General features: G+C 35.2%; 19 protein-coding genes. 3 read left to right on the forward strand and 16 right to left on the reverse strand.

Going from position 1 to position 22,838, the window contains the following annotated elements:
- Positions 1-17 precede the first annotated feature (17 nt).
- The 7 genes from K0U91_RS11250 to tsaE all read right to left on the reverse strand — a co-directional run bounded on the left by K0U91_RS11250 (position 18) and on the right by tsaE (position 6,993).
- A complete protein-coding gene (locus K0U91_RS11250) occupies positions 18-875 on the reverse strand; it encodes a prephenate dehydrogenase (protein WP_220179696.1) in 858 nt (285 codons plus the stop codon).
- Positions 876-1,077: 202 nt separating this feature from the next.
- Complete coding sequence (locus K0U91_RS11255) at positions 1,078-3,351, reverse strand: cation:proton antiporter (protein WP_219969612.1); 2,274 nt, start codon at positions 3,349-3,351, stop codon at positions 1,078-1,080.
- Between the two features lie 107 nt (positions 3,352-3,458).
- Positions 3,459-4,181: a LytR/AlgR family response regulator transcription factor gene (locus K0U91_RS11260; protein WP_219969564.1), complete on the reverse strand. Its 723-nt coding sequence runs from the start codon at positions 4,179-4,181 to the stop codon at positions 3,459-3,461.
- The gene (locus K0U91_RS11265; protein WP_220179697.1) at positions 4,147-4,920 is read right to left on the reverse strand and encodes a histidine kinase; all 774 of its coding nucleotides are present in this window, start codon (positions 4,918-4,920) and stop codon (positions 4,147-4,149) included. Before K0U91_RS11265 ends, K0U91_RS11260 begins: the two co-directional genes overlap by 35 nt.
- A 10-nt stretch (positions 4,921-4,930) precedes the next feature.
- Complete coding sequence (locus K0U91_RS11270) at positions 4,931-5,302, reverse strand: hypothetical protein (RefSeq protein ID WP_220179698.1); 372 nt, start codon at positions 5,300-5,302, stop codon at positions 4,931-4,933.
- A gap of 19 nt (positions 5,303-5,321) precedes the next feature.
- Positions 5,322-6,515: an alanine dehydrogenase gene (locus K0U91_RS11275; RefSeq protein ID WP_220179699.1), complete on the reverse strand. Its 1,194-nt coding sequence runs from the start codon at positions 6,513-6,515 to the stop codon at positions 5,322-5,324.
- 70 nt (positions 6,516-6,585) lie between these two features.
- The gene (gene tsaE / locus K0U91_RS11280) at positions 6,586-6,993 is read right to left on the reverse strand and encodes a tRNA (adenosine(37)-N6)-threonylcarbamoyltransferase complex ATPase subunit type 1 TsaE (protein WP_220179700.1); all 408 of its coding nucleotides are present in this window, start codon (positions 6,991-6,993) and stop codon (positions 6,586-6,588) included.
- Positions 6,994-7,070: 77 nt separating this feature from the next.
- On the opposite strand from tsaE, the gene dnaG reads away from it, so the two are divergent.
- Together dnaG and clpP are read left to right on the forward strand one after the other, a co-directional pair.
- Positions 7,071-9,041, forward strand: coding sequence for a DNA primase (gene dnaG, locus K0U91_RS11285; protein WP_220179701.1), 1,971 nt, complete (start codon positions 7,071-7,073; stop codon positions 9,039-9,041).
- A gap of 166 nt (positions 9,042-9,207) precedes the next feature.
- The gene (gene clpP / locus K0U91_RS11290; RefSeq protein WP_219969558.1) at positions 9,208-9,894 is read left to right on the forward strand and encodes an ATP-dependent Clp endopeptidase proteolytic subunit ClpP; all 687 of its coding nucleotides are present in this window, start codon (positions 9,208-9,210) and stop codon (positions 9,892-9,894) included.
- 70 nt (positions 9,895-9,964) lie between these two features.
- Here the strand turns inward: clpP and tpiA are convergent, their stop codons facing one another.
- The 4 genes from tpiA to K0U91_RS11310 form a co-directional block, all read right to left on the reverse strand.
- Complete coding sequence (gene tpiA, locus K0U91_RS11295) at positions 9,965-10,723, reverse strand: triose-phosphate isomerase (RefSeq protein ID WP_220179702.1); 759 nt, start codon at positions 10,721-10,723, stop codon at positions 9,965-9,967.
- An 88-nt stretch (positions 10,724-10,811) separates the two neighbouring features.
- Positions 10,812-11,162 carry a tellurite resistance TerB family protein gene (locus K0U91_RS11300; RefSeq protein ID WP_219969556.1) on the reverse strand — a complete coding sequence of 117 codons (351 nt, stop codon included), beginning with the start codon at positions 11,160-11,162 and terminating at the stop codon, positions 10,812-10,814.
- A gap of 71 nt (positions 11,163-11,233) precedes the next feature.
- Positions 11,234-12,337 carry a BT_3928 family protein gene (locus tag K0U91_RS11305; protein ID WP_220179703.1) on the reverse strand — a complete coding sequence of 368 codons (1,104 nt, stop codon included), beginning with the start codon at positions 12,335-12,337 and terminating at the stop codon, positions 11,234-11,236.
- Between the two features lie 2 nt (positions 12,338-12,339).
- Positions 12,340-12,906, reverse strand: a complete 567-nt coding sequence (locus tag K0U91_RS11310; RefSeq protein ID WP_220179704.1) for a DUF1599 domain-containing protein — start codon at positions 12,904-12,906, stop codon at positions 12,340-12,342.
- Between the two features lie 77 nt (positions 12,907-12,983).
- On the opposite strand from K0U91_RS11310, the gene folP reads away from it, so the two are divergent.
- Positions 12,984-13,829, forward strand: coding sequence for a dihydropteroate synthase (folP, locus tag K0U91_RS11315; protein ID WP_258561867.1), 846 nt, complete (start codon positions 12,984-12,986; stop codon positions 13,827-13,829).
- 92 nt (positions 13,830-13,921) lie between these two features.
- Here the strand turns inward: folP and K0U91_RS11320 are convergent, their stop codons facing one another.
- From K0U91_RS11320 to alaS, 5 genes are all read right to left on the reverse strand, one after another.
- Positions 13,922-16,375, reverse strand: a complete 2,454-nt coding sequence (locus K0U91_RS11320) for a DUF5686 family protein (RefSeq protein ID WP_220179705.1) — start codon at positions 16,373-16,375, stop codon at positions 13,922-13,924.
- Positions 16,376-16,507: 132 nt separating this feature from the next.
- Positions 16,508-16,744 (reverse strand): hypothetical protein, encoded by a 237-nt coding sequence (locus K0U91_RS11325; protein ID WP_219969552.1) that lies wholly within the window; start codon positions 16,742-16,744, stop codon positions 16,508-16,510.
- Position 16,745: 1 nt separating this feature from the next.
- A complete protein-coding gene (locus K0U91_RS11330) occupies positions 16,746-19,226 on the reverse strand; it encodes a hypothetical protein (protein WP_259429336.1) in 2,481 nt (826 codons plus the stop codon).
- 83 nt (positions 19,227-19,309) lie between these two features.
- Positions 19,310-20,056, reverse strand: a complete 747-nt coding sequence (locus tag K0U91_RS11335) for a hypothetical protein (protein WP_220179707.1) — start codon at positions 20,054-20,056, stop codon at positions 19,310-19,312.
- A 74-nt stretch (positions 20,057-20,130) separates the two neighbouring features.
- Positions 20,131-22,734: an alanine--tRNA ligase gene (gene alaS / locus K0U91_RS11340; protein ID WP_220179708.1), complete on the reverse strand. Its 2,604-nt coding sequence runs from the start codon at positions 22,732-22,734 to the stop codon at positions 20,131-20,133.
- Between the last annotated feature and the right edge of the window lie 104 nt (positions 22,735-22,838).

Genomic DNA, 22,838 nt, shown 5'->3' on the forward strand with positions numbered 1-22,838 from the left:
TGCAAACCTCAGGATTTTCATAATATTCTAGGATTGTCTAAGATTTGCCTTATTTTGTTTGCATTTTCAATCAGTTCTCCTAAATATTCATAGTCTTCTTTTTCTAAAGCGGATTTAAATTTTCTGAGCTGAAAGATATGCTCATTCAAAACATCCAGTACATTTTCTTTATTTTGCTTAAAAATAGGAACCCACATTTCGGGATGAGATTTGGCCAGACGTACGGTACTTGAAAAACCCGAACTCGCCAATTGAAAAATTGTTTCTTCTTCTTTTTCTTTCTCCAAAACGGTATTGGCAAGCGCGTAAGAGGTGATGTGTGAAATATGGGAAATGTAAGCGGTATGTATATCGTGGGCTTCGGCGTCCATATACATTAAATGCATATCCAGATTTTCAGCGAGATTTCGAACTATATTTAATGCATCTTCAGCAGAAACTTCAGAGTTACAAATTACTCCCGCTCTTCCTGAAAAACTATTGGCAGTTGCGGATTTGGGACCATTATTTTCTGTTCCCCACATAGGGTGAAAGGCGACAAATCTTGATCTTTTCGGATGGTTTTTCACTGATTCTACAATTCCCGATTTTGTAGAACCTACATCCATAACGGTTTGTGAATCTGAAATTAAATCTAAAACTTTCGGTAAAATCTTTCTTGCCGCATCTACAGGAATAGCAATAATAATTAAATCTGAATTGTTTATTCCGTATTTCAAATCTGCCTTCGCATCAATAATGTCTAAAGCCAATGCATCTTGTAAATTATCTATACTATGATCAATTCCGTAGATGAAATCGGCCCATTTTTTCTCTTTTAATTTTAAGGCGATGGAACCTCCAATTAATCCTACACCAATTATACTAATCTTCATTTTTTTTAATTTATAAATAAAAAACCCCGTCCGCGGACGAGGTTTGGTGTTATGTAACAAGAATCTCTATCCCAAATCTGAGTTGAAAATTCTATAATAATATGTTTTGTTTTTGCTAATCACAAAGCGAAGATAGTAATTTTTAATTTCATTATTAAAATTGAATATTTACCTTCTAAGAAAATTGATCATTGACCCGTTGTTAAGGATTGCTGATAATCAATGTTGAAGGAATATCCGAAAGCCAAAGACTTTTCGAATCTATCAAGCCACGCCAGCTTTTTTTGCTGATCAGCATGAGGTCCTGACCGTTCAGAAATTCTTTTTCGATTTTCTTTTCATTGTATAATGTAATGTGATTAGGTGCCACTTGCTCAATACTTCTAATAAGTTCTTTTACTTCGATGTTGCTTCTGATTTGGCCGGCAACGTCCAAAATAATAATCTGAGAATTGTTATTATTGATCAATCTTTTAGCATATTCAAGCAAATAAAAATCGCTTAGATTAAAGATCGGTACAAACACTTTTTCTGCTGAGGTAAATTGTTTTTCAACCAAAACCCCAACCGGAATATTTGTTTTATCTAAAATCTGAAGGGTAAAATCGTCAAATGGAGAATTGTTAAATATATAACTTTTCCCTTTTACTGTATTCAACAACTTTTCAGGGTTTATTATTTTTGTGGTAAACCCTAAAAGACGTCCTAATAAACTGCCTTCATACATTGATTTTCCGAGCATTATAAGCAGCAAATCGTAATTTCCTTTATTTGAAATGCTGGTAAGATCACTTTCAATATCGGTTGACGCTTTGAAAAATGTAGTGACTTCAACGTGTAGGTCATTTGATGTTTCTATCACGCTTTTAAACTGCTCATTTTCATACTCATCTATTTCGTAGGTATGCATCTCGTCAACAGGAGCAATATTCATCGCGGTAATACTTTTGTTACCATTCATTTTGTGCGTGAAATTATTGGCTAATCTCAGAAGCGTACTTCCGGATTCAGGATTATCAAAAGATAGTAGAACGCGGTATTTAGAATCATTTTCATCGTTGATCTCGTCCGGATCTTTTTTAGATTTAAACATGTAATTGATAAAATCTAACGCAGGTCCCGTCATGAATGTGGTAAATAATGCCATAATTACCATCATTGCAAAGATTTCGGGGCTTAAAACACCCAGATCATATCCGATATTTAATACAATTAGTTCCATCAAACCTCTGGTATTCATCAATGCACCGATTGTCAGACTTTCCTTCCAGTTGATTCCGAGGAATTTGGCAGTTAAAGCACTTCCTGCAAATTTCCCAACGACAGCCACCAATATAATTGCTCCTGCGGTCACCCACAAGTGTCCCTCATTTAATAATCCGATTTGTGTTCTAAGTCCGGTAAATACAAAGAAAAGTGGTAGTAATAGAACTAAAGCAACATCTTCTATTTTATCAATAAATAATGATCTGAACTTTGCATTTTCAGGCATAATTGCACCGGCCATAAATGCCCCGAATAAGGCATGAATCCCAATTACTTCTGTTGCGTAGGCTGATAAAATCAAAGTCAGAAAGAAAATAGCAACCATCGGTTTATTGATGGTATTTTTTTCTGCCTGCAGGTCTCCGATTCTTTTTAAAAAGGGTCTGACGATTTTTATCATTAGAAAAACATACCCTATTGCCATCAAAATGACGTAGATCGAGCTGGCAAAAGATCCTGCTTTTACGATGGCAATCACTGCTGCCAAAATACACCAGGCCGTAATATCATCGGCCGCTGCACAAGTGATCACGATGGTCCCTAATTTTGTTTTCTGTAGATTTCTTTCCTGAACAATTCTTGCTAAAACAGGAAATGCAGTAATACTCATTGCAATGGCAATAAATAACGCGAATGAAGTAAACTGAACGCCGTCCGGAGCAAATTCCTGATAAATAAAATAGGAAAGTCCGATACCTAGAGCAAAGGGAATAATAATACTTGCATGGCTGATGACAACTGCATCGTGTGCTTTCTTTCTTAAAACACTCAGATCAAGCTCCATTCCTACGATATACATGAAAAGGATTAATCCGATCTGGCTTAAAAACTGGAGATTTCCCAATGATTCTTTAGGAAAAAGAAATGCAGAAAATTCTGGAAAATACATCCCTAAAAGTGAAGGCCCGAGAATAATCCCGGCAATCATCTCACCGATAACGCTTGGTTGTTTTATTTTGATACATATCCAGCCTAAGAGTCTTGCTGCAAGAATAATGGTGACAATCTGGGCTAATAATAATGCTAGAGGATGATGAAGGTTAGTCTGAAATGAATCTGCAAAATTATCCCACGTAGAGCCGCTATTTGTTTTCACAATGATATCTTCACCAGCTTCAAGTGTCTGTCCCTGTATCATAAACCAATACATCAGGCATGAGAAAACTGCGATGGTGACAATATAAAAGATAATATTTCTGTACTTTGCCAAATTCATGATTCCGTTATTTGAGTGCAAATTTGAAAAGAATAAAACTATATACTGTATTGATTTCTTTTAAATGTAATGAATCTTCTGAAAAATGTAATGAAACACTGTCACTTATTGGCAAACGCTTCCATTAAAGTATTTTTATATGTTTCACCGATCTGCATTTTTAAAAAATGCTGTTGATCTAAAGCAATATTTGTAATAATCTCTTGTGTTGATAAAACTTTTATTGCAGAAATCGCAATGATTTCCTTTTTATTAACCTGGGCAAAATCTTTAGAAGGCAGCATCTCTAGAAGTGACTTGAAATTAAGATTTTTCAGTACAATGGCAGAATGATCCTTAAGGGTGACTTCTTTATCGCGGCTGTCTATTTCAGAAGTTTTGATGTAAGCAATCTGCTCTGTGAAAATCAAGGTCTTGCCGATATTGGTATTCCATTCTATAAAATCTCTCTTCACAGAATTGGCGTTGATCTGCTTCACTTTTTCAAATGCCTGAATCAATCTTTCCTTTTTAATAGGCTTCCGTACGTAATCGACTACATTCAGGTCAAAAGCCTCTGCAGCATATTCTTTATAAGCTGTTGTAAAGATGATTTTCTTTGAATCTGAAATCAATTCTGCTACCTGAAGACCGTTTATTCCCGGCATTTCAATATCTAAAATGCAGACGTTGCAGTCGAGATGATCAATTTCGCTCAGGAAAATTTTAGGATCATTAAAAGCCTTTATCACTTCTACGTTTTCTATTTGCTCGCACAGAAGTTTCAGATAGCTGATGGCTAAAATTTCATCATCTAATATAACGCACTTTATCGTAGAACTCACCTAAATTTATTTTTAATTCTGCTGTGAAGATACCGTTTTTTGAACTTCTGTTGAGATCGTAAAAATTGTTATAGATCATTTTTAAGCGTTGATCCAGAGACTGGCTACCAAAACCGCTTTTTTCTTTTTCCAGAACATTTTTTAATGATGCTTTATTGGTGACCTTCATTGTAAAAATTCTGTTTTCTAACTCGAGATGAATAGCAATAAAAGAATCTTGGGCCAGAAAATCTGTGTGTTTGAAGGCATTTTCTATCAAATCAACAGAAATCAACGGAGCAAAAACTTTTTCTTCGTAAATGGGATCTGTCTTGTCTATTTTAGATTTAATTCTGAAATCAAAAAGCGGGTTGATTTTAATTTTATTGATTTCAATAAGGCTTAATGCAAAGCTGAATTCTTCTTTTGGGCTTACAAATTTGTTGTTGCTTTCGTAAAGAATATAATCAAGCACATTAGCCAGCTTATCCAGCGACATGTAGGTTTGATAGGCGTGTGATTGTACAGAATTCAGAATATTTTTAAAAAGATGAGGATTCAGTTTGGTGCCGATATGTTCCAGCTGAACTTCGTTTAATCGCTGTTCGATCAGTTTGTTGGTTTCTGAAAGTTTAGCATTTTTTTTTCTGAAGCTTTGATTTCGGCTGAATAAATAAATACTTACAGTGACTAAAATAAAGATAGCAAAAACTCCAACGAAAATCAGATAATCGTGAATCATGTAGTAATTGCCGTCCATCGCAGTGAGATTATTTTATTTTTTTTAAGCCTAATAATCGGGTTTCCTCAGCACATTTTTCGAAAGTAACTTCGTAGCGCGGTTTATTGTCAGGATATGAAATCAGATAGTCGGGGCAAGGTTGTTTCTGAGCATGGCTTCTGTCAAAATCTACTTTTCCTTTTGTGATGATGCTGTCTTTTACAAATTTTTCATCGACTTGTAAGGCATTCATGTCAGCTTTAAAGCTTTCAGAAAATTTAAAATCTTTAGAAAGAGTTTCGGCGATTACACGGCTGTTGGGTAAATATCCGCTGCAACTCACGCCTTTTTTATTAAGAACAAAAAATACAATAATTAGCCCCGGAACGAGCCCAATTAGAAAGAATTTGATTTTTTTCATACCTGGATCGGCAATTTCATTAGAAAATTAAAAGATTAATGTCATGATAAGTTAATCCGAAACGGTCACAGATCACCTTTTTGGTATGTCTGCCTTTGTACATGTACAGACTTTGCTTCATTTCGTTTTTACGGATCAGCATATTTTCGAAACCGCCTTCAACATCGTAGTTTAAAATATAAGATAAGAAAAAGTTTGAAATTGCTTTCGTGGTTGTTCTTGGCATTTTTGAGGTCAGATTCGGAAGTCCGCAGTGAATAACACCATGTTTAATAATATAAGGATCATCCATTGTCGTTAACTCTGAAGTCTCGATCACTTTACCATTATCTATGGCGATATCGATGATCACGCTGCCTTTTTTCATTTTGCAGACCATTTCTTCGGTAACGATTGGCTGCATATTTGATCTCGGAAGCGCGCCAATCACAACATCGGCACGTCTCAGGCTTTTGCTTAATTCTTTGGGATCGATAATTGAAGTAGGAACTCTGCTGTCAACCAACGTGTGCAGTCTTCTCAGTTTTGAAAGTGAATTATCAAAAACTTTTACGCTCGCTCCTAAACCGATGGCAGCTTTTGTAGCAAATTCGCCAACAATTCCAGCTCCTAAAATCACAACTTCTGTCGGCCGTACTCCGGTGATTCCGCCAAGCATTAAACCATTGGATAAGGCTAGTAATTCTGATGCATATAAAATGGAAACCGTACCGGCAATTTCACCGATCAAGCGTACTAACGCCAATTGTTTGTACTCATCTACAATAAATTCAAAGGCAATGGCATTGATTTTTTTCTCTGCGAGTTTGATAAAATATTCTTTATCTCTTAGATTAATCTGCAGTGCCGAAACTAAATACGTATTCGGTTTAAAATAATCCAGTTCTTCTTCTGTTGGCGGATTGACTTTTAAAATTAAATCCTGACTGAATGCTTCTTTGGGATCTTTGGTGATGATCGCTCCCGATTCTGAATATTGGAGATCAGTAAAAAAAGAACCTTGACCAGCTCCTGATTCTACAATAATTTCATGACCATGTTGTACGAGAACCTGCACTGCGTCTGGTGTTATACAAGTACGTCTTTCGTTGAGACAGGTCTCCTTTGGGATTCCTATGCTGAATTGCTTTCCTTTTTTAACAATTTCTAACTTTTCCTCCTTTGGCATCAATTCTTCCTCGGAAAAAGGAGTAAAAATATTTGTACTACTCATTTAAATTTAATTATGACTTACAGAAAATTAAAAATACAATCGATTTCTTAGAACAAAGATACATAAATATTTAGTCGAAACTGATTTCACGGTTTTCGCCGTTATTGTGAATGCTCATGGTGTGATATTTTAGTCCGTACAGCTCTTCTTCATAAACTTCCGGCCATTCGATGATACACAGGTAAGCATTGTCGAGGTATTCTTCGATGCCAATATCAAAGACTTCTTCTATATTTTTCAAACGGTAAAGGTCAAAATGATAGACTTTTCCTTTCGGTGTATTATATTCATTTACAATAGAGTAGGTAGGTGAATTGACTTCATCTGCACTTCCCAAATTTTTAAGTAAAAACTGCGTAAAGGTAGTTTTCCCGGCACCTAAATTTCCTTTTAATAATAAAATCGGATTTTGAAGTTGCGGAATGATTTCTTCTACAACGTTTTGCCAGTCGTCTATATTCTTTATATTAAATTGCATAGAATAATTTGACACAAAAATAATTATAAACTATTAGATTTATGTCATGAAACTTCTATTTTCCGTATTTTTACATCATGATTTCCAAGCAGACGATCGATAAAATATTTTCCACAATCCGGGTAGAAGAGATTGTGGGCGAATATGTGCAGTTGAAAAGAGCGGGATCCAACTTTAAGGGGCTTAGCCCGTTTCATGATGAAAAGTCGCCGAGTTTTGTGGTGTCTCCAAGCAAGCAGATCTGGAAAGATTTTTCGACAGGAAAAGGGGGAACTGCCATTTCTTTTTTAATGGAAATCGAAAATTTCACATATCCTGAAGCACTTCGCCACGCCGCAAAAAAATACGGAATTGAAATTGAAGAAGATCAACGCGAGTTTTCTGAAGAAGCAAAAAATGCACAGTCTGAAAGAGATATTCTTTATAAAATCCATGAAATTGCGAACGAATACTTTCAAAATATTTTATGGGAAAATGAAGAAGGCAGATCGATTGGTTTGTCGTACTTCCGGGAGCGTGAGCTGAAGGATGAGATCATTAAAAAGTTTCAGCTGGGATATTCTCCTGAAAAGAAAAATGCTTTTACGGAATTTGCTTTAGATAAAGGATATTCTAAAGAGATTTTAGAGAAATCAGGACTTTCGATTTTTCCTGAAAATTCGCCGGCCGGAATTGACCGTTTTCGCGAAAGAGTAATGTTCCCGATCCACAGTTTTTCAGGAAGAGTATTAGGTTTTGGGGCCAGAATTCTTAAAAATAATATCAAAACTGCCAAATATCTCAACTCCCCCGAAACGGAAATTTATCACAAATCAAATGTTCTCTATGGTTTAAACCAGGGAAAGCAGGCGATTTCGAGAAAAAATATCTGTCTTTTGGTGGAAGGGTATATGGATGTGATATCGCTTCATCTTTCAGGAATTGAAAACGTAGTGGCAAGTTCCGGAACTTCTCTTACGACCGAACAGATTAAGTTAATTAAAAGACTTACCGAAAATGTAACCATTCTTTTTGACGGGGATAATGCCGGAATCAAAGCGAGTTTCCGAAGCATTGATATGCTGCTGACAGAAGGTATGAATATCCGTGTTCTGCTTTTCCCTGAAGGTGATGACCCCGATTCTTTTGCAAGAAAACATCAGGAGGAATACGTTGAAAAATTCATCGAAGATGAAGCAATGGATTTCATCGATTTTAAAGCTGAAATTCTTCTAAAGGAAGCTGGAAACGACCCCATCAAAAAAGCAGAAGCAATTCGAAATATCGTAAAATCTGTGGGTTTTGTGCAGAATGCGCTGAAAAGAGAAGTTTATTTAAAGGAAGTTTCCAATAAATTCGGGCTTTCTGAACAGAGTTTGTTTAATGAATTGGATATTCAGAAGCAACTCATTCAAAATCAGACGCCAAGAAGTCAGCCTAAAGAAAATATTCAGCCAAAGCTTGAAATTGTTCCTAATACTGTCGAACAGATTGATCCTATTTTATTTGATCTTTTAAAACAGGAAAATAGTTTAATAAATTTAATGCTGAATTTTGGCGATGTTGTATTGCATAGAGAAAACGATACCAATGAAAAGTACGACATTACCGTCATTGAAGAAATCCTTGATCATTTTGAAGCAGAAAATTATGAATTTCAGCTTGAATTGAATAAGATCATCACCGACAGCATCAAAGAAGGTATTCAAAATGAAGAACTGAGAAAAGGCAACTTTTTTGTGACATTTATGGATGAAAATATAACTTCAAAAGTCGTTGACGCCATTATGCCTTTAAATGATCTTGAAAACTGGGCCTCCAGGAATATTTTTCCACCAAATTACGGTGATAAAATCAGCAGTCAGGTAGAAGGTGATATTTTGATACATAAATTCAGATATATCGACTATTTGATTAAAAAAGTAAGCGAAGATTTACAAAATCACAGCAGTGATGAAACCAGATATTTTGATTCACTCAAAAAAATAACATTGCTAAAACAGGCATCGATGCAGTTGTCAGAGATTTTAGGATATTCTCCGATAAAAGGAATTTATGTGAAAAGGTAGAAGAATTTATAGTGATAGGATTGCAGTTACTGTATTTTTTATTTAAACTACATCTATAGGCTATCAACCAACAACTAGCCAATTTCTGCCAAAAAGTCCTGTAAAATTTTAGGAATAAAAATTGTAAATTACATCTTAGTTAAATTAAAAATATACCAATAGAAATATGGACATTAAAAAAGAATTCAGAGATTTCTCTGTAAAGCACTTAGGAAACAGCGGTTTGGCAACCGATCAGTATATGGGAATGTATGGGCCAACAAACCTTACACCTTATATCATGGAAGAAAGAAGATTAAACGTTGCGCAAATGGACGTTTTCTCTCGTCTGATGATGGATAGAATCATCTTCCTGGGAACAGGAATTGATGATCAGGTAGCGAATATTGTAACTGCTCAGTTATTATTTTTAGAAAGTTCTGATTCTGCCAAAGATATTCAGATCTATATCAATTCTCCCGGTGGAAGCGTTTATGCAGGATTGGGAATTTATGACACCATGCAGATCATTAAGCCGGATGTTGCAACAATCTGTACAGGTATTGCCGCTTCAATGGGAGCAGTTTTATTGGTTGCAGGTGAAAAAGGTAAGCGCTCTGCGCTAAAGCACTCTCGAGTTATGATTCATCAGCCTTCAGGCGGTGCACAAGGTGTGGCTTCTGATATGGAAATCAACTTAAGAGAGATGCTGAAACTGAAAAAAGAGCTGTATGACATTATTTCTGAACATTCCGGACAAACTTACGAGTGGGTAGAAAAAGCGTCTGACAGAGATTACTGGATGACTTCAACCGAAGCGAAAGATTTTGGAATGGTTGATGAGGTTCTCCAGAGAGCTAAAAAAGAGAAATAATTTTTTCATATTAAAATAAAACCCGGCGCGCCTCGAAGAGGCGCGCCGGGTTTTTAGTTTTGCTTTTATATTAATTAAAACCTTCAATAATCTTAGAAAAATCTTCAAGCTTCAAAGCAGCTCCGCCAATCAATCCACCGTCAATGTCTGGCTGAGAGAAAATTTCTTTTGCATTGTCAGGTTTTACAGAACCGCCGTAAAGGATAGAAACTTCGTCAGCAACTTCCTGTCCGTATTTTTCAGCAATAAGTCCTCTGATATGGGCGTGAATTTCCTGCGCCTGTTCCGGACTTGCCGTTTCACCGGTTCCGATTGCCCAAACCGGTTCGTAAGCAATCACTACTTTTTTGATTTCTTCAGCTGAAAGTGTAAAAAGGGCAGTTTCAGTCTGAGTTTTAACTACATCTAAATGTTGTCCGGCTTTTCTTTGTTCAAGTGTTTCACCATTACAATATATAGGAATTAGGCCTTTATCTAAAGCCAGTTTTACCTTTTTGTTGCAGCTTTCATCGTTTTCACCGTGGTATTGTCTTCTTTCGGAATGACCAATCAAAGAGCCGTTCACATCAATAGATTCCAGCATATCTGCAGAAAGCTCGCCTGTGTAAGCGCCACTTTCGAATTCACTCATATCCTGAGAAAAAACTCCGATTTCTTCTTTTTCAAAGATGTCTTTTGCCATCATTAAGTACAAAGATGGTGGAGCGATCCAAACTTCACAGTTGGTATTGTTATCATTTTTATAACTTAGTAACTGAATCATCAATTGTTGAGCATCAATGACGTTTTTGTTCATTTTCCAGTTTCCTGCAACTATTTTTCTTCTCATAGTTTTTTATTTTAGAAGTTAGAGATGAGATACTAAAAGTTAGAATCACAGTAGGTTTTAAGCTAACATCTAGTTTCTAAGTTCTCAATTAATTAATATTCCAAAGATTTTTCAAAAGGGTGTAAAAAGTATGCTCTTCATCACTCACTACATCGTCGGCTTTGATCAAAGTCTTTGCAAACTGTATGAAATTTAAGCGTTCTTCTTCTGTAGAATCATCGAAAAAACAACGTCCATGAAATTCAAAATGGCTCTTCCAGTCATTTGGCTGAAGCAAAGCAATGGTTTCCAGCTCGTTATCTAAATCGATTGTAAAAGGAAATTCGTCAGCAAGATATTGCTGGACCAGCATTCCCTCTTCGGGAGCAAATTCTCCGTCAACAGATGAAAGAATCATTAACAGGTGATAACCGGCGATGGATTTATTTGATTTTTGCATTTAAATATTGATGTTTAAAATTCTTATTTAAGTTCTGGTTTAAAAGAAAACTGACTATTCACAATTAACCTCTAATCCACATAATTTTTAGCAGGTTGTTTATCTATAATTTTTCCGTGTTGTAAAGTCAGCACAAAAGGATTGCTTCTTGCAATAGTTTTGATGGCAGTGCCATCCATCATTGCGTTTTTAATAGTCTTAAAAGTAGTGGGAATAGTTGAAATTCCGTAAACAACTGCAGTTTTGTCTGAATTTGCTTTTGCTTCAACTTTCTGAAGTAAAACGGCAGAAATTTCTTTTGGATGATAAGAAAAAACTAATATTGCTTTTGGCGCATTGATGATTTCGTCTGTCAAATCAATTCCGGTAGGATCTTCAATTTTGAATTTTACAATTTCAGATTTATACCCTTCTTTGATGAGTTTTGACTCGTTTTTACCCTCTTCAATCTTCCATGGTGAGCCTTCTTCCCAATATTTGGTCTGATTGATGTAATCATCCTGATTTACTTTTAAAACTTCTCCAGTTTTTGAATTTTTAAGCGAATAAAAAGTTTTGTATTCTGAAGGACTTTTTGTGATTTTTTCTTTTTCAGTTTTCAAATCCGTTCCTATTTTATAGTCGCGGAAATCAATGATCGGTTCATTCATAATTCCTTGAACCATAATATAAATCATCATTACAGAGAAAATTCCGAATGCGATTGATAAAAATTTATTGTTTTTCGGCTGGATTGAAGTTGTAACTTTTTTGCCTAATTCTTTTCGATATAATATGAATAATATTAAAAGTCCGACGAGTAGAATAATATCTTTCACAAAACTCTCCCAAGGCGTAAATTTAATTGCATCCCCAAAACAGCCACAGTCTGTCACTACATTAAAATAGGCTGAATAAAATGTCAGAAATCCAAAGAAAACACACAATGCCGCCAGTGCTGAAAGTGCTAATTTAAGCTTGAATTTCACCAACAGCATGAAACCTAACCAAAGTTCCAGGACTACGACAATAATCGAAAAAAGTAAAGCGAATTTCACAAAAAAAGGCATGTCGAAAACGGAAGGTTCAAAATATTCTTCCATTTTAAATGAAAACCCGACCAGATCAACCGCTTTCACAAATCCTGAAAGGATGAAGATAATAGCGATGATACAACGTAATAAACCTTTAATCATATTTAAATAATTTCATGTTCAAAATGGTTTTCTTTCTCAGAAAATTTAATCAGGCAAAACACTGCGTAATTTAGCATGTCAAAATAATTGGCATCCAAACCTTCAGATACGATAGTAATTCCCTGATTGTCTTCTATTTGTTTTGTTCTTAAAACTTTTTGGTAAATCAGATCGGTTATGGATGATATTCTCATGTCTCTCCATGCTTCGCCATAGTCGTGATTTTTTCTTTCCATTAAAGATTTGGCTTCGTGCGCATATTTATCGTAAAGATGTAAAATTTCATCCTTATTTTCATTAAAATCATTAGAAAATCCTTTCTCTAATTGGATTAATCCGATGATCGAGTAATTGACAACAGCGATGAATTCACTTTCTTCGCTTTCATCAATCATTTTCACATCTGTCATCTGCAAAGTGCGGATTCTGTTGACTTTAATGTAAATCTGATCAGTAATTGAGCTCGGTCGCAAAACCCTCCAAGCCGCACCATAATCCTGTAATTTTTTACTGAAAAGATCACGACACTCGCTGATGATTTTTTCGAACTGCATTGAAGTTTTTAACATACATTCTCTTAATAGTCCAAATATACGAATTAGGTTTTAGGTAGCAGGAATTAGGTTTAGTTTTTTAAATTTGTGACATGAATCATCCGTCTAAAACAATATCTCATTCGCTGAACTGCAACGGAAAGTTAATCTGTCTAGAAATTCCTAAAATTATGGGAATTCTGAATCTGACCCCTGATTCTTTTTCTGACGGAGGACAATTTAATGATGAAAAATCTGCGTTGCAGCAAGCTGAAAAATTATTGAGAGATGGTGCTTCAATTATTGATATTGGTGCACAATCTACACGCCCGAAAGCGGAATTTTTAAGCAGTGATGAAGAGATTGGAAGAATAGGGAAGGTGATTTCTAAAATTAAAGGAGAATTTCCGGAAGTTTTGGTTTCTTTAGATACTTTTTATGCGGAAACGGTAAAGTTTGGTTTTGATGAAGGAATTGATATTGTGAATGATATTTCAGGTGGACAGTTTGATGAAGAAATGCTTGATGCAGTTGCCGAAACAAAACTTCCTTACATCTTGATGCATGTGAATTCGTCTTATCAAACCATGCACGAAAAAACTTTTTTTGCAGATATTATTGTAACAGTCAACCAATATTTTTCAAAGAAAACCGATGAATTATTGAAAAAAGGAATTAAAGACATTATACTTGATCCCGGTTTTGGTTTCGGGAAAGCAGTGGAAGATCAGATGAAAATGATGGATGAAGTTGAGTTTTTAGGCTTTGGTAATTTCCCTTTGCTGGTTGGAATTTCAAGAAAATCTTTTATTTATAAACCTTTAGGAAAATCACCTTTGGATATCAACGAAGAGACGCAAAAATTTCATAGGACGATATTACAACAAGGCACAAAAATTCTAAGGGTTCATGATGTAGCCGAAGCGAAAAAAACGATTGATCATTTTCTAAATAATTAATTTTTTCTAAAAAAACCTCCCAAAATCTAGTTTGTCGGAGGTTTTTATAAAATTATTTGTCAGACGTTTAATTATAATTACTCCTTACTATATTAAAATCCGAGCAATTTTAGTTTAAACTGAATGGCAAAATTATCTTTAAATTTTGGGGTGTTGTAATGTCCGACTCTGTAGAAAAACCCGAGGTTGAACTGTGAGGATAGGAAATTATTCCATTCCAATCCTAATTCATTATATAAATGATCAAGCTTTTCAAACTCAAACTGATGAAATTCTTTGTCTTTCATATCACCAATCGTTCCTCTGTAGATAAAATCAAAGCTTGAAACATTTTTCCCAAAGCTTTTAAAATACCAAGGCAATCGATGGGTAAGATAGGCACCTACGAATTTATCATTATAATATTTTCCACCTTCCATGGTTGCAAAACCAAGGTATGAGGTTAGATTAAAGTTTAAACCGCCATGTCCGTTACCCAAACCGTTCATTGTAAAATTTTTCCAGATCGGTGCTTCGCCGGTAATAATTCCACCATACGCTCTGATGCCGGTAACGCCCAGTTTTGTTTTGAAACTATGTACGAAAAGCGCATCAAATCTGCTGAAATTAAAATCTCCATCAAAAGTTTTAAAACTTTGTTCATAATTCAGATACAATTCAGGAAGATTTTGCTCGTAAGTATATTTCCCGGTGGGAGTCATGATGTTTTTTGAGTTGGGAGAATATTTTAGTGTGATCGTAGAAGATGTAATGTCAAACTGATTTCCTAAACCTCTGTAGTTGTAAGCAAACTTAGATTCTTCCTCTGTTTTTTTTGCTGAAATATTTATAGTCAGCGAATTGGTAATGTCATTTTCATAGCTTACTTTAAAACCTTCATAACCATAGAAGACTCCGTTATTTAGCGCAACTCCGGAATTCATAATTTTCATTCTAAAATTCCATAAATTTTCTGAAAACCGTCCTGCAGCCATAACATCATTAAAATATTCGACACGGAAAAAAGAGTTTTTTTCTAACGTCGTGCGAACATCAATACCTGCTCCATATTTGAAATCTTTGTCATAAATTCCGTAAGCAAAATACGCATCTGGAGAAATATATTTGTTGAATTTTTCGTTCAGTTTCGCTCCTGCTCCAAAACGGAAATGCTCATATTTATTATAACCTATAATCCGGGCCAAATCAAAATCTACCATACCTACTCTTATTTTTCCTTTCAGTAAACCGGTGAGTGCTTTTGCTTTCTGGTCGAGTTTGTATTTACTGCTTAAGCTGTCTATTTTTGTATACGTTGTTACTTCACGATCAGTCAGATTTTCAGTTCTATACTGATCGATAAGTTTTCCGTCTGAGTTTTTCACTCCGATAGTATAGCCTTTAAAGTCTTGAGGTTTTTCTTCGATTGGAGTTTTAAAATCGAAATAGTCGGCTGTTGCAAAAGCATAGCTTCCAAATTTCTTTCTGTTGTTTTTATCAGCTTCTTTTTCTTCTTTGGATTTATTTTTATCAGATTTATCCTCGGTATCAAAAGCTGTTGTACCCATTTTGAGTTTGTAGTTCTCTTTTACCAGAAACCATTTATTTTCAATGGGTTTCCAAATGCTTGTAATGCTTCCTTCGCTCTTAATTTTGCTGTTGCTTTCAATCTTTTTCAGAGCATAAGTTTCTTTGTCTACATAAAGATATCCGTTAAACTTTCTTTTGTTGACGGCTTCTTTGTAGTCTACCTGACGAAAACGGATCACATAATTTTGTTTGCCGTCAATTTCTATAGAATCGGTAAGAAAAAAGCGATATAAATTTCTGTTTTCTTCACGAATTTCTTTTGGAACTACATTTCTGTTGGAACGAAAAGCCATTAATTCATAAATAGGCTCTTTTAAACCGGCAATTTTATTATCTAGTATATTGGTTTTTTCGCCATATTTTTTTGAATACAAGCTTTGTGAAGCTCTTTCCCAAAGAAACATTTTGCTTTTTCCAACGAGTTTCATAAGATTTACAGATTCCAACGAATCTTTTCTTTCCTGAGCTTTCATCGGCTGCTGCGGAAGATTTTTTAAAGAATCAATTCGGTTGGCAATGTATGCGTTGTATGCTTTAATACTGTCTTCGTCAAAATCAAGAGAGATTTTCTCATAAGATTTAAATGAATAAGAATCTAAGCTCAGCGGTGAATTCTGATGGTAATTTTCGTTTATTTTTCGGAGAATTTCTAATGCTCTAGGATCACTTTTATCCTCTAAAAATACTGTTTTGATATTTTGAGTTTTGGGATCGGCTTTACTTAAAAAAACTTCCATGACTTTATCTACAACCACATCATCTTCAAAAAAACCTTTTGCCGAAACTTCAACTTTTTTGCACTTTGTTCTAAAATTGAGCACACCGGAAGCATCCGTTTTCCCTACAAGTTTATCATTACAGGAAACGGAAGCATTCGGAATTACCGATTGATCTGCAGAGTTTTTAACAATCAGTTTTGATTGCGAAAAAAAGCTGATGTAAATAAATGACAACAGCAGGATATATAGTTTTTTCATAGAGAGTGACTAACTTAGAGCGGTTTAATGGTTTCTATTAATTATTTTTCTTTTAAATAATATAATGTAAACCAAACCAGCAATGGCAAAAAAAGTGCCGCAGATGCTATAATCCTTAAGATATTTAATTTATCAATTTAGATGAGCCTGTTTTTCGGCAAATTCTTTAGAAAATTGTATTCTGTCTTCCTCAAGCTTTTCTTTATCGCCAGGTAAAATATAGTTGAACAAAACCTTATCTTCATTGTCTAAAAATATCATTTCTTTCTCTTCACCGTCAATCATCTGAGAGAAAATGGCCCACATTGAAGTGTCTTTTAACCTTAATAATTCAAAAAATTGCTCTGCTTTTATTTCTATTTTTTTCATGCTAAAATTCTAATAATTTAAGTTTAAACTGAAAGGCAAAATTCTGTTTAAAACTATATGTTGTATAATATCCGACCCTGTAAAAAACGCCCAAATTAAAATAAGACGAAAGAAAGTTATTCCATTCCAAACCTACTTCCTGATACAAATGATCTAATTTCCTGAATCTGAAATCGTGGTATTCAGGATGTTTCATATCACCAATAGTTCCCCGCAATACAAAATCTAAGCTCGAAACATTCTGCCCGATGCTTTTGAAATACCAGGGAAGCTTATGCGTAAGATAATATGCCGCAAACCTGTCATTATAGAATTTTCTGCCTTCTAATGTGGCAAATCCCAGATAGGAGGTGAGGTTAAAATTAATATCCCGGCTTGGAGAAGCCAGACCATTCATCGTAAAATGCTTCCAAATAGGAGCTTCGCCTAAAACCACTCCGCCGTATAATCGTAATCCGGTAGTTCCCAGACGGGTTTTGAAATTCTGTACAAAAAGTGCATCGAATCGAGTGTAATTAAAATCTCCACCCAAAGCTTTAAAGCTTTGTTCAAAATTAAAATACAATTCAGGGTATTTCTGATCAATCAGAGATTTCCCCTGCGGTGTCATGATGTTGGTAGAATTTGGAGAATACTTCAAAGTTACCAGTGTGTTGAAATTTTCAAAAGCGGCACCGCTATTTCTGAAACTGTAATCAAATTTTGCTTCTTCGGTATTTCTTTTTGCTGCAAAAGCCAGTGTAAGACCATTGGAGACATCGTTCAGATAAGAAACCGTAACACCTTGGTAACGGTAATATTTGTCATTATTGATGTTGTTCCCATAATTCATCATGCGCATTCTGAAAGTCCATAGTCTGCGGTAAAACTCACCGGATGAGTTGACGTCATCATCATATTCAATCCTGAAAAAAGAATTTTTATCGAGCGTGGTTTTGATATCGATACCAATTCCGTATTTATATTTTTCATCGTTGAGGCCATACGCAAAATAGTAATCCGGCGAAAAATAGGGATTGAAATTCTCATTTAGCTTTGCTTTTAAGCCAAATCTGAAGCCCTCGTATAAATTGTAATTAATGACTTCCCCAATATCAAAATCAAAACTCCTGACCCTAACCTGTCCGTTAATCAAGCCGGTTAAAATTCTTGCCTTACGGTCGATATTATATTTCTTTCCTAAACTGTCGATAACGAAATAAGTGTTTTTTTCTCTTTCTGACAAAGGTTCTGTACGATACTTCTGAAGGGTTTTTCCGTCGGCATTTTTTACCGTGAAAGTATAGCCTTTAAAATGTTTAGGATCTTCTACGATCGGCGATTGGTAGTCAAAATACTTTGAACTCAGGTATGCATACGTTCCAAAGCTTTTTTTGTGTCTTTTTGAATTGTTTTCTACGGCATCAGATGAGGGTTCTGTATTATCCATCATCATTCGGCTCATTCTCAGTTTTACACTTTCTTCGGATAAAAACCATTTGTTGTTAAAAAAAATCCAAGTGCTTGCAATATTTCCTACATTTTTATCTTTGCTGATGCTCTCTATTTTTTTTATACCGTAAGTATCGATATCAATGTAAAGATATCCGCTGAATTTCCTTTTTTTTACTGTTTTTTTATAGCTCACTTCACGAAAACGGATCACGAAATTTTTCCTGCCGTCGATTTCGATCGTGTCAGTAAGATAAAATCTGTACAAACCCCGGTTTTCCGGTTTGATCTGGTTCGGGACTTTGTCTCTGTTACCCTGTAGCGCAATCATTTCATAAATAGGCTGCTTGAGGCCTGAAATACGGTTGTCAAGAATATTCACTTTCTCTCCTAATTTTTTAGAGAATAGGTATTCCTGAGCTCTTTCCCATAGAAATAGTTTGCTTTTTGAAAATATTCTCCTTGCTGAAACATCACTGATGGAATCATTTGTTTTCTGCTTTTTGAAAAGATTAAAGTTGTTATTAAAAGCTTCATTAAATGCCGAAATACTGTCCTGATCAATATCTAAAGAAATTTTCTCATAAGATTTATAGGCATAAGAATCTAAACTCTTTGGCGAATTGCTTTTGAAAAGCTGATCTGTTTTTCTTAGAATTTCAAGCGCTTGAGGATCACTTTTGTCTTCAAGGATGACCGTTTCTATAGACTTGGTTTTTGAGGAGGCGTTGATAAGCGTGACCGTCATTACATCTTCAACCAATGCGCTCTCTCTAAAATGATTTTCTGCTGTAATCTGGATGTTTTTGCATTTTGTTTTAAACTCAAGATAGCCGCTGTCATCTGTTTTTCCTAAAATTTTATCGTTACAGGAAATTGTTGCATTGGCAATGGGTGTTCCTTTGATTTCATTGATTACTGTAATTTTTGATTGTGAAAAACCAAAAACAAACAACGACAGAAACATTAAAACAAGCCCTTTTTTCATGAAAAAAATCTGCAACAAAATTACTGATATTTCTTCTTTCAAAAAAGCTTTTTCGATGTCCATTTTATCGGTCATTACCAGTCAAAAAAACTCCGGAATACTAAATTCCGGAGTGTAGATTCAAATAAAATTGCCACAGATATGTTTTATTTTATATCATTTTTAGAAATCACAATTTCTTTAATCATGTTGCCTTCAGAGTCTGTGTATAGGTATTTAAGATTATTAACACCCAATCTGGATGTTTGAGTGAAAATTTGTCGGATTTGAGGAGTTTTTACCATCTCATCTTTCATCAGCTTGTCAGCACCTACAACTTTCAACATGGGAATATAGCTGTCCGGAACCTCATTGGTATAAATGATGTTTTTGTGTTCGTCTGCTTTAATACTGACAATTTTTGTACCTGTAGTTTGATCTACAATAGGCAGGTTTTTATTAAATGCTTCCAGAATTTGGTTCAATTCATCTGAGTTTGGTTTCTCACCTGCTGCGATAGCTTTGAAATCTACAGACTCCTTTACATTTTTGTTATCGATCATTTTGTCAATAATCACCTTCGAATCTGCACTGTATACTTTCAGATTAAATTTAACGCCGCTCTCAAAAAGTTCTTTTCCTAATTTTTCACTTTTAATTGCCTGAGCAATGAGATCAGGAAGAGATTTGCTGACCAACTCACTCTCTATATCGTTGCTTTGATAAGTCGTATTGACATCAATATTGATTTGATCGGGTGATGTAGAGCTTGCGCTGGTAGACCTGATCATCTGATTGATCATCATTGAAGAGCTGCCGTTATACATTTTGACAAAATCCTGTACTTTGTCTTCTTTCGTTTTGCATGCAACGAGCATTAACGAAGTTAAAAAGATAATGAGTATGTTTTTCATAAATAATATTTTGAGAAAGATAATAAAAAAACAGAAACATAAGTTTCTGTTTTGTATTAAATATTTAAAATGAATTAGATCTCTAAAGCCTTTTGATACGCATTTTCCAGGCCATTAAGATTTTTGCCTCCTGCTGTTGCAAAGCCGGGATTTCCTCCTCCTCCGCCTTGTATTTCTTTTGCTAAATCTTTCACGATTGTTCCTGCTTGATAGCTTGAAGCCAGGTCATCAGAAATTCCTACAGTAATCATTGGTTTTCCGTCGTAATCTGATAAAACAATTGTTACAGAAGTCGGAATTTCCTTCTTAAGCTGGAATACAATGTCTTTCACAGAACCTGCATCCAGAGAGGTTTTCTTCACTAAAAGCTGTTTATCTCCTTTGTGTTCATAAGCCGTTTTCCAGTCGCCGATTTCGCCTTTTGCTTTTTCTTTTTTCAGAGATTCAACTTCAGATTTTAGAGTTGAATTTTCTTCCATTAATTTCTCAATCGATTTTACAATATCTTTTGATTTAAGCAAATGAGAAAGTTCAATAATCTGCTTTTCTAAACTCGTGAAATACTCTTCAGATTTGTCTCCGGAGATTGCTTCAATCCTTCTGATACCTGCCGCAACAGAACTTTCAGAATTGATTTTAAAATGACCGATTTCGCTTGTATGTTTAACGTGAGTTCCCCCGCACAATTCTTTTGAACTTCCAAACTGGATCATTCTCACACTATCACCGTATTTTTCACCAAACAATGCCATTGCACCTTTATCAATCGCCTCCTGAATAGGAATGTTTCTGAACTCCTGAAGAGCAATATTTTCTTTGATTTTTGCATTGACTTTTTCTTCGATTAAAGCCAATTCTTCCTCCGTCATTTTACTGAAATGCGAGAAGTCAAAACGCAGATAATCCGGACCAACAAATGAACCTTTCTGTTCAACATGAGTTCCTAAAACTTCTCTCAAAGCCTCGTGCAGCAAATGTGTTACAGAGTGATTTGCCTGAGAATTTTTTCTTTCGGTTGCGTTGACTTTAGCGTAAAAAATAGCTCCTGCATCTTTCGGAAGTCCGTTGATTAAAGAAATAATCAACCCGTTTTCCTTTTTGGTTTCTAAAACTTCAAAACTTTCAACTGCATTTTCCAACACACCTTTATCACCGATTTGTCCACCACCTTCAGGATAGAAAGGGGAGTTGCTCAATACGACCTGATAAAATTCGCCGTCTTTATTTTCTACTTTTCTGTATCTAGTAATGTAAGTTTCGGCTTCAATCTGGTCATAACCTACAAAATTTTCAGGTTTTTCTTCTAAAACTACCCAGTCATAAACTTTAGAAGCTGAGTCTTTTTTAGAACGTTGCTTTTGCTTTGCCATTTCAGCTTCAAAACCAGCTTCATCGATGGTCAAACCTTTTTCTTCCGCAATAATTCTCGTCAAGTCATCAGGGAAACCATAAGTGTCATATAGTTCAAAAACTTCTACGCTTGGTAAAACTTTAGAACCTTCAGCAATTGTCTGCTGAATTAATTTTTCTACTCTTAATAAACCGTTTTCAATGGTTTTTAAGAAAGATTCTTCTTCACTTTTAATGACTTCAGTAACTAATTTTCCTTGTTTTTCCAGTTCAGGGAAGAATTCTCCCATTTGATTTTGAAGTACAGCGACCAATTCAAAAAGGAAAGGTTCTTTTCTGTCTAAAAATCGATATGCGTAAGAAATTCCTCTTCTTAAAATTCTTCTGATCACATAACCGGCACCACCGTTGGAAGGCAACTGTCCGTCTGCAATTGCAAAAGAAACCGCTCTGATGTGATCTACCACCACACGGATCGCAATATCTTTTTCGTCCGTTAAAATTCCTGTATATTTTTTACCTGAAAGTTCTTCCACTTTAGCAATCAAAGGGGTAAAAACATCAGTATCATAATTGGATTCTTTTTGCTGTAAAGCCATACAAAGACGCTCGAAGCCCATTCCCGTATCAATGTGTCTTGCAGGAAGATTTTCAAGAGAACCGTCTGCTTTTCTGTTGAACTGCATGAATACGAGATTCCAGATTTCAACCACTTGAGGATGGTCATTATTCACTAATTCCAAACCGGAAATTTTAGCTTTTTCCTCCGGAGTTCTCAAGTCTACATGAATTTCAGAACAAGGTCCGCAAGGTCCACTCGCTCCCATTTCCCAGAAATTATCTTTTTTGTTCCCGTTGATTATTCGGTCTTCAGAAACAAATTGTTTCCACAAATCATAAGCTTCAGTATCTCTTTCCAGATTCTCTTTTTCGTCACCTTCAAAAATGGTTACATATAGATTTTCCTTTGGAATTCCGTACACTTCTGTCAACAATTCCCAAGCCCAGGAAATGGCTTCTTTTTTAAAGTAGTCACCGAAAGACCAGTTGCCCAACATTTCAAACATCGTGTGATGATACGTATCACGGCCTACATCATCCAAATCGTTATGCTTTCCCGAAACTCTCAGGCACTTTTGGGTATCGGCAATTCTTGGTGCAGTAGGGGTTTTATATCCTAAGAAAAAATCTTTGAACTGTGTCATTCCGGAGTTGGAAAACATCAGCGTAGGATCATCTTTCAGCACGATGGGTGCAGATGGAACGATAAGGTGGTTTTTACTTTTAAAATAGTCTAAAAACTGTTGGCGTATTTCCTGTGAGGTCATTTTTTATAGCTTTAAATATCAAAAAAATTGATAAGGATGCAAATTTAATATTTTTAAGTGATTGCGAAATAGAGTTGTAATGAATTAATGAAAATTATCTCGTA

Origin of the sequence: Chryseobacterium sp. LJ668 (assembly GCF_019613955.1) — a bacterium.
Lineage (GTDB): Bacteria > Bacteroidota > Bacteroidia > Flavobacteriales > Weeksellaceae > Chryseobacterium.

Bases quoted from the DNA above. Each gene is read 5' to 3' on its own strand.
- tsaE (WP_220179700.1), bottom strand. From the start codon at position 6,993: ATGCAATTTAATATAAAGAATATAGACGACTGGCAAAACGTTGTAGAA.
- K0U91_RS11335 (WP_220179707.1), bottom strand. From the start codon at position 20,056: ATGAAAAACATACTCATTATCTTTTTAACTTCGTTAATGCTCGTTGCA.
- K0U91_RS11320 (WP_220179705.1), bottom strand. From the start codon at position 16,375: ATGAAAAAACTATATATCCTGCTGTTGTCATTTATTTACATCAGCTTT.
- K0U91_RS11270 (WP_220179698.1), bottom strand. From the start codon at position 5,302: ATGAAAAAAATCAAATTCTTTCTAATTGGGCTCGTTCCGGGGCTAATT.
- K0U91_RS11305 (WP_220179703.1), bottom strand. From the start codon at position 12,337: ATGATTAAAGGTTTATTACGTTGTATCATCGCTATTATCTTCATCCTT.
- dnaG (WP_220179701.1), top strand. From the start codon at position 7,071: ATGATTTCCAAGCAGACGATCGATAAAATATTTTCCACAATCCGGGTA.
- K0U91_RS11325 (WP_219969552.1), bottom strand. From the start codon at position 16,744: ATGAAAAAAATAGAAATAAAAGCAGAGCAATTTTTTGAATTATTAAGG.
- K0U91_RS11300 (WP_219969556.1), bottom strand. From the start codon at position 11,162: ATGCAAAAATCAAATAAATCCATCGCCGGTTATCACCTGTTAATGATT.
- folP (WP_258561867.1), top strand. From the start codon at position 12,984: ATGAATCATCCGTCTAAAACAATATCTCATTCGCTGAACTGCAACGGA.
- K0U91_RS11265 (WP_220179697.1), bottom strand. From the start codon at position 4,920: ATGGACGGCAATTACTACATGATTCACGATTATCTGATTTTCGTTGGA.
- K0U91_RS11275 (WP_220179699.1), bottom strand. From the start codon at position 6,515: ATGAGTAGTACAAATATTTTTACTCCTTTTTCCGAGGAAGAATTGATG.
- tpiA (WP_220179702.1), bottom strand. From the start codon at position 10,723: ATGAGAAGAAAAATAGTTGCAGGAAACTGGAAAATGAACAAAAACGTC.
- K0U91_RS11250 (WP_220179696.1), bottom strand. From the start codon at position 875: ATGAAGATTAGTATAATTGGTGTAGGATTAATTGGAGGTTCCATCGCC.
- K0U91_RS11330 (WP_259429336.1), bottom strand. From the start codon at position 19,226: ATGGACATCGAAAAAGCTTTTTTGAAAGAAGAAATATCAGTAATTTTG.
- K0U91_RS11310 (WP_220179704.1), bottom strand. From the start codon at position 12,906: ATGTTAAAAACTTCAATGCAGTTCGAAAAAATCATCAGCGAGTGTCGT.
- clpP (WP_219969558.1), top strand. From the start codon at position 9,208: ATGGACATTAAAAAAGAATTCAGAGATTTCTCTGTAAAGCACTTAGGA.
- alaS (WP_220179708.1), bottom strand. From the start codon at position 22,734: ATGACCTCACAGGAAATACGCCAACAGTTTTTAGACTATTTTAAAAGT.